At 45.9% G+C, this 16,736-nt stretch carries 8 protein-coding genes; all 8 read left to right on the forward strand.

The features are described 5' to 3' along the window. The first annotated feature begins 93 nt into the window (after positions 1-93). The 8 genes from KAI37_RS04510 (at position 94) to KAI37_RS04545 (ending at position 16,707) form a co-directional block, all read left to right on the forward strand. Positions 94-951: a MetQ/NlpA family ABC transporter substrate-binding protein gene (locus KAI37_RS04510; protein ID WP_071639698.1), complete on the forward strand. Its 858-nt coding sequence runs from the start codon at positions 94-96 to the stop codon at positions 949-951. 472 nt (positions 952-1,423) lie between these two features. After that, a complete protein-coding gene (locus KAI37_RS04515) occupies positions 1,424-1,843 on the forward strand; it encodes a hypothetical protein (protein ID WP_071639699.1) in 420 nt (139 codons plus the stop codon). Positions 1,844-1,858: 15 nt separating this feature from the next. After that, positions 1,859-6,826 (forward strand): DUF4132 domain-containing protein, encoded by a 4,968-nt coding sequence (locus tag KAI37_RS04520; RefSeq protein WP_220030806.1) that lies wholly within the window; start codon positions 1,859-1,861, stop codon positions 6,824-6,826. 230 nt (positions 6,827-7,056) lie between these two features. Continuing rightward, positions 7,057-7,551, forward strand: a complete 495-nt coding sequence (locus tag KAI37_RS04525) for a GNAT family N-acetyltransferase (protein ID WP_220030807.1) — start codon at positions 7,057-7,059, stop codon at positions 7,549-7,551. 141 nt (positions 7,552-7,692) lie between these two features. Continuing rightward, positions 7,693-8,676 (forward strand): Gfo/Idh/MocA family protein, encoded by a 984-nt coding sequence (locus tag KAI37_RS04530; protein ID WP_023987166.1) that lies wholly within the window; start codon positions 7,693-7,695, stop codon positions 8,674-8,676. 513 nt (positions 8,677-9,189) lie between these two features. Continuing rightward, on the forward strand, positions 9,190-11,919 hold the full coding sequence (locus KAI37_RS04535; protein ID WP_220030808.1) for a beta-glucosidase: 2,730 nt from the start codon (positions 9,190-9,192) through the stop codon (positions 11,917-11,919). Positions 11,920-12,076: 157 nt separating this feature from the next. After that, positions 12,077-13,594 carry a glycoside hydrolase family 30 protein gene (locus KAI37_RS04540; protein WP_220030809.1) on the forward strand — a complete coding sequence of 506 codons (1,518 nt, stop codon included), beginning with the start codon at positions 12,077-12,079 and terminating at the stop codon, positions 13,592-13,594. A gap of 194 nt (positions 13,595-13,788) precedes the next feature. Then, positions 13,789-16,707 (forward strand): S-layer homology domain-containing protein, encoded by a 2,919-nt coding sequence (locus KAI37_RS04545; protein ID WP_220030810.1) that lies wholly within the window; start codon positions 13,789-13,791, stop codon positions 16,705-16,707. Positions 16,708-16,736: the final 29 nt, after the last annotated feature.

A 16,736-nucleotide genomic window follows, 5' to 3' on the forward strand; every position in this document is an offset into this window, starting at 1 on the left:
GTAAGATCAAATCATTCGCGAAGCGGCTGCGGCTCCCACTGTAACTCATTTTTTATCTTCCCAATCACAATTTACTTGGAGGTTCCTCATCTAATGAGTCGGAAAAACAACATGAAAACGAACTTGAAATTACTTACACTATTTGCTGTCGTTATGCTACTGGTTGCCGGATGCGGTGGTCAAAAGCAGGCTGCTCAAGAAACACAGTCTAAAGAAGCAACTTCCCAAAAAGAAGTGACCTTGAAAGTAGCAACGCTAATCCCACCGATGACAGATGTGCTGGATATCGTGAAGCCGCTGCTTAAACAGGACGGAGTCAATCTGGAAATCGTCGTGCTTTCAGACAATATCCAACCGAATAACGCATTGGCAAGCCATGAAGTGGATGCTAACTTCTTTCAGCATGCTCCTTTTATGCAACAATATAATGAAAGCAACAAGTCTGATTTGGTAGCGATAAAACCAATTTACAACGCCATTTATGGCGCGTACTCCAAAAAATACAAGAACGTTAAAGACCTGCCCGAAGGTGCGACTATTGCCATTGCCAATGACCCGGCCAATACTGGACGTTCTTTAGTAATGATGGAGCAAAACGGTTTGATCAAGCTTAAAGAAGGCGTAGGCTATAATGCTACACAGGCTGATATTATTGAAAATAAGAAAAAGTTTGTGTTTAAAGAGGTGGATTTGTTGATGCTGGCGCGCTCACTGGATGATGTGGACATGGCTGCCATGTATCCCGCATATGCCAAGCCGCTCGGTCTGACACCGAAGAAGGACGCGCTGATTACCGAAAAAGACGATACGCACTTTGCCATTAATCTGGTAGCGCGTAAGGATAATGCAGATTCCGATGCCATTCAAAAGCTGGCAAAGCGAATGACCGGACCGGAAGTACGTAAATTTTTTGAGGACAATTACAAGGATAGCGTTGTTCCAGCATTTTAAATAAATGAGGATTTTGCAAAAATCCAATAAGCGACTTCCAATGAATAAGATATAGATCGAAATGGTTTAGTTCGTCTATATCTTGCACTTTGGAGCGACTGGAATCGAATTTTGCAAAATCCTGAAATAAGTATGTTGAAACATCGTTTTATGATGAAATATGACCTGTATATATGGAAGAAAGTCTGCGAAGAGCAGATGGTCTCCCTTGTGCAGGTCTTTTTCTTTTCCATCCTTAATATGGATAAATTTCATCGAAAACAGGGTATAAAGTCTTATTTTTTAAGGTTTTAGGGTGTTACACCGCTACGAATTTTGGTCATAAAGGGCGATGGAGTAATGATAAGGAACATATTAAAATAAATATACGAACAAACATTCGTTTTCGATTTCGTTAACGGTGTTTTTATATGGGTCAAAAAATTCAGCTGACAACGGGCCAAAAGCGTGAATAAAAAGGAAGGGGAACGACATGAAGCTGTTTGTAACTGTAAAAAGTCTGGGAAAGCGCAAGCCCGCACTCGCACGACAGGAATTAGAGCTGAGTCCTGCTCCAGAAACATTGCGAGATTTGATCACTGCAACGGTTGCTCTGAATGTTCAAAAGCTACGGGAAAAGCAGGAGAGTGTCGCGCTGATTCCGTTCCTCACGGGAGAGGAAGTTCAGGCACAAGGCGAGATAGGCAAAGTAGGATTCGGTTCCATATATAATGAGGGTGTCCCGGATATTAAGGATGCCGTGAACACGGCGATGCAGGCTTTTGAAGATGGTTTATACAGGGTTTTTGTATGTGACGAGGAAACTATTGAGCTGGATGCTCCTTTGTCACTGAAGGATGGGCATGAGATTGTATTTATACGCTTCACAATGCTGGCTGGAGGCCTATGGTAGAGGGGGAAACGAAATATGCATCAAGAGAACAATGAGCAAGAATATTTCACCACACTGAAGGAGCGCGCGGCGCAACTGGATGGACAACAACAGGAGTTGGCTCAGTATGTTGTGGAACTGGGTAAGCTTCATTACATACAGGAGAACGAGGAGCCATTTAACGAATGTCAGCGAATATTAAAAGAACGGGCGACGGAAAGCGGAGAACCGCTGTTTAAGCCACTGACAGAGGTATTACGTGCTCTAATTGGACAAGCAGCGGGCGACGTATTCGCCCATTTAACAGAGCATGTGACTGAATATCCATACAGCACAGGGTATGCGCGAAAACCGTTTCGGACTTCGGATATTACGGCCCATACTTCCCGGATTTATAAAAGAATGGTGCAGTTGATCCGAATGAACTGTATCGGGTTCTCCGTAATGGATTATTTAACAAAAAAGGATTATGAACCAGGCAGGGATTACCGGATTCAGGAAACGATTGGTGACTGGATTGCTTATGAGCTGGATAACGGTAATTTACAGGTGCTTGAGGCGTTAAAAGCTATTATTTATGGAGATAATCAGGCGGCGTTACTGACGCGCAATATGATTAAAGGCATGCTCCTGAGTCATCAGGAGGAGAATTATCGCATGATCGGTGAGCTCTTGGCAGCCGCCAAGCTCCAGGAGGGATTGCGCCAAAGTATCGTGGAACAAATGGATGAAGGAACACCGGAGGCTCTAATATATCTGTTAAAGGTGATCATCGACCAAGGCTTCATTCGTTACAGCTCGGTAGTGCGGGCGCTTGCAGTATGGACGGGAATGGGTTTGGAATCCGCCAATCAGCGGGTCGTTCGCCAACTGATCGAGCAGGCATATGAAGCATTGACTCGAAGTGAACTGCGCCAGGAATGGCTGACCAGCTCAAATGCTAATGAAGTATATATGAGTCTGTGGGCTACCGCAGTACATGAGGAATGTGATCTGTATGGACATGTTCGGAAACTCCTGGAGCAGGGAGCACCTTACCAGAAGATTGTAGCACTGTATGTACTGTCTAACAGTGACAACAAGGATGTGCGCCTCGGAATTGCGAGAGAATATCTGGATGAAACGGACCCGGAGCTTCAATATTGGATACTGACGAACTATACAAGCAATTATTTTTATGAATGGATAGAAGGCGGGACGGTCGCGGATCGGATTGTTAAAGTGGTGCGCACTCCTTTGCTGGAGAGCAAAGAGGAGCGGCGTAAGGATTTTGAACGACTTCATAACCTGTTTGTACATATGAAAAAGGGTGAGTCCACCGAGCCCTCCAAGGTGCTGGATTTTGTAAATCTGTATCACCGCTCAGATGCACCTGTTCAAAAAATGCTGTATCTCGCTGGTTATGATATGGACGCTTCTTGGATTGGGGAAATCATAGCCTTAAAGGAACAGATTAGCCCTAATCTGCGTGGCGAACTGTTGAACCATTTTGTGCAAAACCCTGAGGATACGGTACAGCGTGATTTTATTTTTTCCAGTTTGTCTGACAAAAGTATGAGTATCCGTGAGTTCGCTGTGACCAAGGCGCGTAAGCTGACGCTGTCGGAACCAGAAATGCAACAAATGGAAGCCTTATTAAAGCTCAAGACGGGATCGTTGCGACAAAGTGTCATTGGTGTGTTGCTCTCACAATCGGAAGGGCCGCTGGCTGGCTCATTGGAACGCTTGCTTCGTGCTAAGGCGGAGCTGCAACGATTGGGTGGACTGGAAGTATTGACGAAGATATATGCAGACCCGGATCGTGCCGAACAGTATGAAAGCCTGCGGGCTTTGGCGGATATCATTCAGCAACCTACAGCCAAAGAGGAGCAACTGCTGTCCAAGCTGGGACAGGAGGATGCTCATACAGGGGCTAACGGTTTTGGCCTGTACGATCCGAATGTCAAGGAAGCTTGGTTGGAAGAGAAAGTTGATCTGGGTGATTTTCGATTGTCCGATGTTTTTGTTAGTCCATTGGAGAAGCTCAAGCAGTTTCTGAGTGGACTGGATGAGCTTGTTCATCATCATCGTGATGTGGAATATACTGCGGAGTATTATTCGGGCTACAAAGATACATTGCTTATTGGGACGAACCTTCGTCCTCTACGGCTGGTTCAGGTCGATGAAGAAGTAGATTCCAGACTGTCTTTATATCCTCTATATGAGGAGTGGGACCGTTATTTGCAGGAAAGCGGCATGGAAGCGCGTGAACTGCTGGAGCTTGTTTTTTATGACCGATTGGAGCCTATGGACCGAACGCTGGATCGCTACTATCGATACTTTTCTTTTAACATGAACTATTCAGAACAAAGCAAGCACAAGCTGCTGGAAGGATGGCGTAAAGACTTCGCTGAGCAAATGTATCCTTTGGATCGGATTAACGAGGTTCAGAAGTGGATGGCAGAGCTGACCTATTCCGATCAGGTAAGCACATTAATTAATGCTTATTTTATGGACACATCCGGTGACCAAACATTTGACGTAATTGACCTTGCTTTAAATTCACTAATGCAGGGCGTGCCTAAGGACAGACCTGTAGAGGATATGGGAATGCTCCATCTATTGTCCGGCCCGTGGGTAGCACTGGAGAAGGGGCAGGTCCATGATGGTGAGTCCTTTAAGCGCTTTTTCCATAGCTTTGTGAACTACGCAGAACTGCCAGGAGCAGAAAATCGTTTTTATTCCCCACTGGATCTGGAGGATTATTTCAAAGCATATGAAAAAGGGTTGATCGGTGTAGGTGAAGTGTATCGGGAGCTGTTGGCTGGTAGTGAAAGCAGAAGACATATGAGTTCCTTAACCAATGCCCGCAATACATGGATTTCTAGCAAACATGAATTTCTGGAAATACGTCGTACGGTTATTGATCGACTGTTAGAGGTTGAATTGGTTCGAGGCGATTTGCCTACCGAGGCTACGCCAAAGGTTATGGGATTGAGCCGGATTGAAGGTATGGATTATTTCATCCGTATTCTGGAGGGTCTCGACAAGGAAACGTTTGTGCGTGGTTATGTGTACGGCTACGGTGATCGTATTACCAAAAAAGAATCGTTCAGCCACTTGCTCAAAGCATGTTATCCGAGTGATGGCGAGAATGCCACGTTGCTCAAGGAAAAGCTGAAAAACACTAAAATTACGGATAAACGTCTGCTGGAGGCTGCTATGTATGCTCCACAGTGGATTGAGATTGTAGCAGACTATCTCGGTTGGGAAGGGCTTCGCAGTGCGGCATGGTATTTCCATGCACATATCAATGAAGGTTTTTCGGCCGAGAAGGAAACGATTGTAGCTCATTACTCGCCGATTGCTCCGCAAGATTTTAATGATGGTGCCTTCGATATTCACTGGTTTCATGAGGCCTATGAGAAGTTGGGCGAGGAACGATTTGATCTGCTGTACGATTGTGCCAAGTATATTTCAGCTGGAGCCAATCATCGTCGGTCCCAGTTATTTGCGGATGCGACGCTGGGGAAACTCAAACGGAGTGAAATGGAAAAGTCAGTGGAGGACAAGCGAAACAAAGACCATTTGCTGACCTACAGTCTGATTCCACTTGCTCAGCCGCCTGAACCAGATGTACGCGAACGTTATGATTTTATTCAGAGGTTTCTGGAACAAAGCAAAAAATTCGGGGCACAGCGTAAGGCCAGTGAGGCACTCGTTTCACGGATTGCACTCGGGAATTTGGCACGTAACGCAGGTTATGATGATGTAACCCGTCTCGTATGGGACATGGAAGCTCGTAAGCTGGATGATCTCCGATCTTATTTTGAGCCACATGCTTTGGACGAGGCTACAACGGTACAGCTCGTCATTGATGCTGAAGGAGCGGCAGATATTGAAATTGTCAGCAAAGGCAAGACGCTGAAATCCATTCCGGCTCGTTTCAAGAAGGATGAGTATGTTACGTCGCTGAAGGAGCTTAAAGGAGATCTAGTGGATCAGTACCGCAGAGCTCGTAAAGAATTGGAACGCTCTATGGAGTCTGGTACGACCTTTATGGTGAAGGAATTGAGAGGACTGCTGGGTAATCCTGTGCTTGCTCCGTTGGTGCGAACACTGGTTTTCAAGGCTGATGATCACCTCGGATATTTTAATGAGGAAACGTTGGTATTGACGGCTCCTTTTGCTGAACAGCATACTATAGGAGAAGAGGACAAGCTGATTATCGCTCACCCCCTTCATTTGTTCGAAAGTGGTCGTTGGAGCGACTTCCAAAAGGACTTATTCGACCGCCAGATACGCCAGCCATTTAAGCAGGTGTTCCGTGAGCTGTACCTACTGAATGCTGATGAACGTGCAAACGTGACCGTTTCCCGTCGATATGCGGGACACCAGGTACAGCCGAATAAAACGGTATCCCTATTGAAAGGTCGCCAATGGACAGTCAGCTATGAGGACGGACTCCAGAAGGTGTACTATGCCGAGAATCTGATTGCGAACCTGTATGCCATGGCAGACTGGTTCTCACCAGCGGATACCGAGGCTCCTACGCTGGAGACAGTACAGTTCTTTGATCGGACAACGTATAAGAGCGTACCGTTGGACGAAGTTCCTCCTGTTTTGTTCTCCGAAGTTATGCGGGACGTGGATCTGGTCGTCAGTGTTGCCCATGTAGGCGGCGTTGATCCAGAGGCCAGTCTGACGACCATTGAAATGCGTAGGGTGATTGTGCAGGAATCACTTCGCTTGCTGAAAATTAGCAATGTACGCTTGGATGGGAATTATGCACGTGTAGATGGGACTCTTGGCGAATATGCTGTGCATCTGGGAAGCGGGGGTGTCTATAAGCAAGCGAAGGGAGCACTGCATATTATTCCGGTGCATTCGCAGCATCGTGGACGCATCTTCCTGCCGTTTCTGGACGAAGACCCAAGAACAGCGGAGATTCTATCTAAAATTGTCTTGTTGGCTGAGGATCAGAAGATCAAGGACCCGCAAATTCTTACACAGCTTCAAGCGTAGAATAGAATTCTGATATATAGAGATTCATAATTAACTCAACGTTCGCACCTAGACAATGGTTTCAAATCCTCTACTGTGTAGGTGGAAACTTAGTTTAGTTGCGGAGGTTGAGTTATTTAATATTGAGCGTCTATCAAGCGCCAATAAGGAGATATGGGTAATATTTTAGGTTCTGTGGTTTGATGAGAATCTAACAGTATAACAATTGACGATAATAGGAGAACACAACGATGATTAATAGTATCTTTCTAAAAGAGTACTCGAGCGAGTATCAATCACAAGTTGTCGATTTAATTTTACATATTCAAAAAAATGAATATAATATCGCCATAACCAAAGAAGATCAGCCAGATTTGCTTGATATTAAAAACTTTTATCAGCGTGGTAACGGCAACTTCTGGGTGGCTCTTAGTGAAGGAACCGTAGTAGGGACTATAGCTTTGTTAGATATTGAGAACCGTAAGACAGCACTCAGAAAGATGTTTGTAAAACAAAACTATAGAGGTAAAACATTCAATGTTTCGAATCAATTATTGCATCATGCCATAGGATGGGCCAGGGAAAGGTCTATTGAAGAAATCTATCTTGGAACAACACCACAATTCGTAGCAGCTCATCGTTTCTATGAGAAGAATGACTTTGTTAGTATAGCTCCAGGAGAATTGCCGATTGGTTTTCCAGTCATGAAAGTGGATAAAAAGTTTTACAGATTCGTCATTCAATAATGGGTATAAATGAAGATGCTGCTGGGTCGCAAAAGAAACTGTCGTCTAGCAAATGTTTCTTTTGTTTAGGACAGGCGTTTGCTAGAATAAAAGGGCATGTTGTAAGTCAACGTTAACCAAATTGCTGGGAGGGACACAAGTATGAGCAAAAAGATTAAATGGGGAATTGTCGGCACAGGCTGGATCTCAGATCAATTTGTGGCGGATTTGGCGCATGTTACGAATGGAGAAGGGTATGCTGTTGGATCACGCACTATTGAAAGCGCTACCGAATTTGCAGCTAAGCATCAAATATCAAGGGCTTACGGGAGCTATGAGGAATTAGCACAAGATCCCGAGGTAGATGCTATTTACGTAGGGACTCCTCATCCTTTTCATAAAGAAAATGTTCTGACGGCTCTTCGGGCGGGCAAAGCAGTCTTGTGTGAGAAACCCTTCACCGTCAATAGCAAAGAATTGGAGGAAATGATCGGCTTTGCACGTGAGCGTAAGCTATTCCTGATGGAAGCAATGTGGACACGTTTTTTGCCTCCGATTCGCCAAGTGCGGGAGTGGATACATGCGGGACACATTGGCGAGGTAAAGCTGGTTAAGGCGGAATTTGGTTTTCGAATAGATTGGAACCCGGAGGGGCGGCTTTTGAACCCTGAGCTTGGCGGAGGTGCTCTATTAGATGCAGGAATTTATCCGGTTTCTTTTGCTTCAATGGTCTTCGGTCCTGAACCTGAGCATGTATGGAGCACAGCTCATATCGGGGAGACAGGCGTTGACGAGACATTTTCGATCTTGCTGGATTATGGAAAAGGACGCACGGCTATGCTTAACGGGGCAGTCCGTCTCGGATTGACGAATGAGGCATACATCCATGGAACAAAGGGCTATATCCACATTCCGTCATTCCTGAACAGCACATCGGCTACTTTAGTTGTGGACGGTGAAGAGGCACAAAACTTTCAGGATGACCGATCTTCTACAGGCTATGCCTTTGAAGCAGAAGAAGTCGGGCGTTGCTTGAACGAAGGTTTGCTCGAAAGTTCTACTATTTCTTTGGATGAATCATTAGGAATTATGAAACTGATGGATCAGATTCGTTCACAGTGGGGGCTTCGGTATCCGTTTGAATAATTACATTAATTCCAGGGACCTTTCAGGTTCTCTGGATTTTTTTTGTTTATGAGCGTTTATTTTTTATACCAGAATTTTGAAAAATTCTCATACATAAGTATTTTCAATTCCCAAATAGCGACTTTGGTCACACGCTAGGAAACGCCATATGAGTAAGTCAAGAGTGGGACATATGAATCATTTTTTGTGATTAAAATTAGTTAAAAACCTGTCATAAAAAAGTTACAAAAGTGTAATCTTATTATCAGTTAACTGAATTGTGAGCGCTCTCTTTTTATGAAAAAGAGTGAAGGTCCTAGTGCTGTACTTCCAAAAACTTTCAATGAAATTTTCGAAAATGTACGGTAGGGTGGTAAACGTGTCACTTGAGCCATTGCGGTTTTTGCTGACTTGCTTGCTTATCCCGTGGCTCTGGATTCTTGTCGGAGCTCGCAGGATCGAGAGCCTTTGCAAGCCTGTGAGAGTTGAATAGGCATTCACCTCATGACCTAACATCAAGGAGGAATTACAAACGTGAAAGTGAAATCAACATGGTTGTTCCGTATGGTGATGATGACAGTTATCGCGGCTGTTGTGATCGGACCTATGAATATTGCAGGAGCGGCAGGAAGCCAGACAGATCGGCCTTGGATGAACACGGCCCTGTCGGCTGAGAAACGGACAGCGTTGCTACTGAAAGAAATGACGCTGGAAGAAAAAATAGATTTGGTGACTGGCAAGGTCAACAATTACTATGGATTCTATAATAATTCGATGGAGCGATTGGGCATTCCGGCGCTGACGATGGCAGATGGACCTGCGGGTGTGCGCATCGCTAATCCAGATGTGCAGGACAAGCAATCTACTGCGTTGCCTGCTCCAATTGCGTTGGCTGCAACGTGGGATACCCAAGCTGCCAAACAGTATGGTGATTTGATTGGAGACGAGGCTTTTAATACAACTCATAATGTTGCGCTTGGACCGGGGATGGATATTGCCCGTATTCCATGGGGATCGCGAAACTTTGAATCTATGGGTGAGGACCCGTTACTGCAATCGCAAATGGCGACCGCTTATGTCAAAGGTATACAAAGCCACCCTGTTTTGGCGACAGCGAAACATTACCTTATGAATAATCAGGAAACAGAGCGCTTCACGACCAATGTCAAAGTCAGTGACCGTGCGTTGCATGAGATTTACATACGCCCGTTCCAAGAAGCCATCGCCAAGGCAGATTTGGGAGGGGCCATGTGCTCCTTTAACAAGGTCAATGGCGAGTCTGCTTGTGAGAACAAAACTCTTTTGACGGACCTCTTGAAGAAGGAACTGCAATTCAAGGGCTTCGTGATGAGTGATTACGGTGCGAACCTGAGTACAGTCGAATCGGCAAATAGCGGATTGGACCTGGAAACACCGGGGACCCCTTATGGTAAATGGGGAGATCAGTTGCTGGAGGCTGTTAAGAATGGCAAGGTAAGTGAAAAAACGATTGATGATAAGGCTGGGCGCATTCTGGTGCAAATGTTCAGCAAAGGTTTATTTGACCACCCGGCTCAAAATAATCAAATTGATGCCCGTGACCATGGCAAGACAGCCCGTCAATTGGCTGAGGAAAGTATGGTACTGCTTCAAAATAAAAACAATGCATTACCGTTGTCTAAAGATAAACTCAAGTCCATTGCTGTGATTGGCCCCGATGCAGATAACGGCACTGTGGCAGGCGGAGGCAGTTCGTTGGTGAACCCCACGTATACCGTGAGTCCGTTAGAGGGCATCCGCAATCGTGTCGGCAAAGGAGTTACCGTCCAATATGCACCGGGTACAGATCCGATCTCTGCAGGAGACATTATGCCAGGCCCATCGGCTGTTCCGTCTTCACTGTTGACTACATCTGATCAGAAAGAGGATATCAGTGTTGGGTATGCGACTTATGGAGATGGCGAACAGGGGCTTCGAGGCGAATACTGGAAGAATAACAAGATGGAAGGCAATCCGATTCTTGTACGCAATGATGACCAAGTCAATATGAACCTTGGATTTTATAATTATCAGGGCTTCAATGCGAAGTCCCCTAAAGTTCCCAATACACCAACGACACTGAACGGCTTGATATCTGCACGCTGGACAGGGGCAATTGCAGCTCCCAAGGATGGTGACTATGCATTGTCATTAACCAGTTTGGGATCAAGCAAGCTTTATCTTGACGATAAGCTTTTCGTGGACAATCAAGGTGAAAAGCTGGGCACTACGAAGAAGAACATCTCCCTTAAAGCGGGTGAAAAGCACAAGATACGTATTGAATACCGCGCTGATTATCCGACAAATGGTCGTGATTCCGGTGGTATGGTTCGTCTGGGCTGGGAACCTCCAGCAGATACGTCAGATAAACTGATTGACAACGCTGTGAAATTGGCGAAAAAATCGGATGTTGCGATTGTTGTTACGCGTACGTATGAGAGCGAAGGATATGTTGAGCGTTCCGATATGGAACTGCCGAACAATCAGGATCGGCTAATCCGTGCGGTTGCGGCTGCAAATCCGAAAACTATTGTCGTACAAATGAGCGGCAGAGCCGTGCAAATGGATACCTGGCAGGACAAAGTCCCTTCCATCGTACAAGCATGGTTTGCTGGACAAGAGCAAGGGAATGCGATAGCACGCGTCTTATTCGGGGATGTGAATCCTTCGGGTAAGTTGCCGGTAACCTTCCCGGTTAACGAGCAGTCTACACCCGTGTCCTCACCAGAGAAGTTTCCGGGTGTGAACGGTATAGGTGACTATTCAGATGGTATTTTTGTAGGCTATCGTGGGTATGAGAAATCGGGTATTCAACCGGCGTTCTCCTTTGGACACGGTTTATCCTATACGACATTCGGATATAGCGATCTGAAAACAAAACAGCATGCGAGTGGAAAAAAATCCGATCGTACGAGTTCCGTCGAAGTTTCGCTAAAATTGAAGAACACGGGTAAAACAGCTGGAGCTGAGGTTGTACAGGTGTACAGCGGTAAGCTTCCGACAAACGTAGAGACTCCATCCCGTCAACTGGCAGGCTGGTCTAAGGTAGAGTTAAAGCCAGGTCAAGAGAAGAAGGTTCGCATTGAGCTCGACCCGAAAGCTTTCTCATATTGGGATGAAAAGTCCAAAGCATGGGTTATGCCAGCAGGTGAAGTGCCCATTTATGTGGGCAGTTCCTCTCAGGATTTACGACTGACAGGAAGTGTTACGATTCCGGCAACCTCTACAGAAAAGGCAAAAAAGTAATCCCGTTACATTTGTTTTAAAATGGTTATATTCAAGAGAGCGCGGGCACAAGCACCGGCTCTCTTTTTGCCATATGTATGCAAAGGGAAACCCAAGTGAAAGCTAAAATAGTAGGGAGGATGGGGATAGGGTAATGATAGGGAGAGGAGGATATTAGATGAGGAAACTCCAAAAGCAACGACGTACTGACATCTGGCTGCTTATAGCTGCAGTAGCTATTTTGATCTGTGTGGTCCTGGTCAGTATGGCTATACGGAATGTTCCGGGGCCGAAAGCAGAAAATAACGTCAACATGTGGCTAACAACACCCGATCCGGCGAATCGCCTAACCCAACAAACCCCGATCCGTTGGGATAAGGATAACAGTAAAGAAAATGTTGCGAATGCGGATACACTGACGATTGAGATTAAGCCAGATATTCATTATCAGACGATGGAGGGGTTTGGCGCAGCGGTGTCCGGTTCGTCCGCATACCTGATGAATTATGGCATGTCTGCCAATCAGCGTGATCAGCTGCTAAATGATTTGTTTACAGCTAGTGGCATTCAACTAAGTTATATTCGCCATACCATTGGGGCCTCAGATTATTCCGTAGATGAACAGGGACAGCCTGGTAGCTATACCTATGACGATGTGGCAACAGGCAAGGACTATGAGCTGAATCATTTCTCCATCGCCAAGGATCGGGATGTGATCGATGTGTTGAAGCAAATCCTGAGAAGAAACCAGGATTTAAAGATTATGGGAACCCCATGGACAGCTCCGCCCTGGATGAAATATGGGGAACAGATTTATAATGGCTGGTATTTGGACTATACCGATCCGCGTATCTACCAGGCGTATGCTGACTATTTTGTTCGTTATCTACAGGCTTATGCGAACGAGGGAATTCCGATTCAGGCAATTTCCATTCAAAATGAGCCAGAATTCACGACGTCCAAGTATCCCAGTATGAGCATGGGAGCAGCAGAACAGGCGAATTTTATTAAACAATATCTGGGCCCGACCCTAAATCGAAACCATTTATCTACTCACATTATTGCCTTTGACCATAACTGGGATACAGGGAGAGAATATGCCAAGACCGTGTTAGGGGATGAACAGGCTCGAAGCTATACGCACGGAACGGCCTTTCATTGCTACAAAGGAGAGCCTACAGCAATGACAGATGTGCATAATGCTTTCCCTGATAAGCCTGTATATATGACAGAATGTAGTGGAGGAGCGTGGAGTCCGGGCTTTGGAGATGATTTGAGCTGGGACATGTCCAAGCTGATCATTGGTGCACCCCGAAACTGGTCGCAAAATGTCCTCTTTTGGAATATCGCACTTGACCCGTCCGGGGGTCCGACCAATGGGGGCTGTACCAACTGTAGAGGTGTAGTGACCATCGACCCGTTAAGCGGTGCAGTTACGAAAAATGTGGAGTACTATGCGATTGGGCACGCCAGCAAATTTGTCCGTCCAGGTGCGGTACGTATTGATTCTACACATTATAGTGGAAGTATTGAAACGGTCGCTTATCGTAACCCCGACGGTACGCTTGTCCTGATTGCCGCCAATACAGGAGAGAACACAAACACATTTAAGGTTCGACAGGGAAATAAGGTTTTCAAATCTACCCTTCCATCCAAGTCCGCAGCTACCTTTCAATGGAATCCTACGGTTTCCTGACAAGGCATGTACATCAACATTTATAGAAGTTTTAGAGCGCTTAGCCCGTCTGGCTGAGCGCTCTTTTTTCATTTGCTACTAAGTCCAGACTGCGAAAAAGATAAAATTTTAATATTGTTCAGAATTGGTTCAGAGGCGGATGATAAGATCTTTTCACTAATAACAAGAATGAACCGTTCACGGGGGAGAGTCTGATGATTCAAGAAACGAATAAAGAATGGCAAAAAGTGCTGATGGTGACGTTGCTGGCAGGTATGGCATGGGGTCCCCAGCTTGTTCATGCGGAAACGAAAGGGGAGACGTCAGCGATTGTGACTAAAGCCAGTACAGTATCTTTTACAGATCAGTCCACTATGTCATCCCAGGCATTACAGGCGGTACAGGAGGCTGTGAAGCAAGGACTAATCACGGGTTATCCAGATGGTTCCTTCCGTCCAGATCAGCCGTTAACGCGCAAGGAAATGGCAGCTTTGCTGGCTAATGCACTTAAGCTTGACGCAACGGAGAAAGCAGTAACTTTTAAGGATACGCAAGGGAGTTGGGCAGCTTCTTATATAGAAGCTGTACGTGCGGCAGGTCTAATGACCGGAGATGAATCAGGTGCCTTCCGCCCGGATGCTGCAGTGAGTCGTGAGGAATTGGCAGCAATTCTGGTGAGAGCGATTGGAGGAACCCATGTTCAAGGCGGAGATGTTCAGGACATTTCTGATGGGGATCAGGTGAGCGCATGGGCCAAAAGCAACGTAGAAGCAGCTCTCAAGCTGGGATTAATGGATACGCCGGATAATCGGTTTGACTCTAAAGTACAGGTAAAACGTCAGGATATCGCAGCCTTTTTGGTGAATGTATTCCAATCGGGTGAACGGACGGGCATCCTTTCTCGTATCGACGGGGATATCGCCTATATGGATGGAAAGCCCTATTTAATCGGCCAGCAATTGAAGCAACTGTTCGGAGCAGACAATGTGCCGGCGCTTCAAGGGGCTACCCTGACCTATCAGGCATCGAACCGAAACGTAGCTGATCTGTCAGCACTTCAAATTGTGCAAAGTGGTACAGCCCAACAACCGGTGACTTTGTATAGCAAAGGGACAGAATTTAAAGGCAAGTTAGCTATTGCAGCGGATTATGTGCGTATTCAAGGTGATACGTTACCTCAGGTAACCCTGATGCAGGGCGCCAAAAATGTAGAGATTCATGCAGATGTAAACGAAATGATCGTGGATACGCATGAGCCTATTCAGATTCAGGGAAGTGGTGTATGGCAGCAGCTTAAACTGAATTTTGCCGATACACAGGTACGTCTCGCCAATGGGATACAGACTGTACAGACCCGTCTTGCGGAGCGGGGAACAGAGACTCAAATTATACGTGATACCACGTTGGGTGCATCTTCGGATACATCCTCAACAAGTACTAAAAAAAGTTCATCCGGCGGCGGCAGTGGCAGTTCTACAACGAATCCAGCGCCAACACCTAATCATGTACCTGTCTCAGCTATCGTTCCTGCCGATCAATATGCCATTTTGGGTTCTGGAGATACGCTAGTGGATTTGAAAAATGTGTTTTACGATGCCGATCAGGATGAGCTATCGTATCATGCGGTCACTTCGGATGTATACGTAGCAGAAGCAGAAGTGGCAAATCAACAGCTTACACTAAAACCTAAATCAGTAGGAAGCACACAGGTATTTGTTACGGCAGAGGATGGAAAAGGCGGTAAAGCGAGCGTGTTTTTCAGCTATACAGTGACCAGCTCTACTTATGAGGAGGACATTAATCACAGTCCTGTCGCGAGCAACAGCCTAAATGACATTCCTTTGCTCTTAAATGAAGGTGGCAAGCAGATTAGCCTGTCTGACTTGTTTAACGATGAGGATGGCGATGCACTGACCTACACGGTGGAATCGGCTTCGCCAGAAGTGGCCACAGGAGAAGTTACAGGCGATCAGCTTATGCTTACGCCGCTTCAAGTCGGCATTAGTCTAATGACGATAACAGCTCATGACGGCAAGGGAGGTACAGCCTCGCTTCAGTTTGCTGCTTTGGTGAATGCGCCTTTGCCTGATCCGCAGCCTGAGAATCACATACCTGTGGCTTTGCCTCATTTACCTATCGTAGTTGCTAATGTGTTACAGGACAAGCTAATGCTGTATCCGGGCTCGTTATTTATGGATCAGGATGGCGACACCTTGACGTATACCATAACTTCCTCCAACCCCCTAGTAGGCAGTGTGGTGGAGAATGGAGAAGATTCATTTGTAACACTGCATAATGCCGGTATTACGATGATTGGAATTACGGCGAATGATGGCCGTGGGGGTGTTTCTTTCACTTCATTTATGCTGCAAGTTGAAGCTCCTCAACCCGTAAATCATCGTCCGGTAGTGACCCGTGTGCCTGAACCTCAATATTTGGACCCGGGAGATGGTCAGCAAACATTGCAGCTGAATGATATGTTCTCTGATGAGGACGGAGACACGCTGACCTATACTGTGGTGTCTTCTGATCCATCGGTGGCAGGGGGGCAGGTAGAAGGGAATGCACTTTTCATACAACCTTTGCGTAATGGTATGACGTTCCTTACGATTACGGCAAATGATAATCGTGGTGAAACGACATCTTTTACAATTCCAGTGATTGTTGAGAAAAGAGACTTGTTCATTTCCGAAGTCGTGTGGCAAGGCGAACCGGATTATCTGGACCAGGCGATTGAATTGTATAACCCTACCAACAGACCGTTGGAGAAAAATAGAATATGGATTGAGCGATCCGACCAACCAGACCCGATTATCATAAATGCCAATGACGGGGATGTGATTATGCCTGGGCAAACATTTGTTATTGCGAATGATTTGAGTTCGTTCGTATCGGAGGATTGGTATTATACCTTCCTGCAGTTACAAAGTAACAATTCCGAACCTGTAACGCTTAAGCTGTACTACAACAACGTGCTCATTGATATCGCAGTTATTGGTCAAGGGCAGGCTTTGGGACGGAATAGCGGTACGATCATTGGTAATACAGAACCATATCAAGCTAGTGAATGGAATGTGGAAGGGACGAACTACCCTGTTAATTTAGGAGACTTTATCGGTCGTCCTCGGCCGTAAAACATACGTATCCTAAGATTTTGAATACA

The organism is Paenibacillus sp. S25, assembly GCF_019454085.1.
Classification (GTDB): domain Bacteria; phylum Bacillota; class Bacilli; order Paenibacillales; family Paenibacillaceae; genus Paenibacillus; species Paenibacillus polymyxa_B.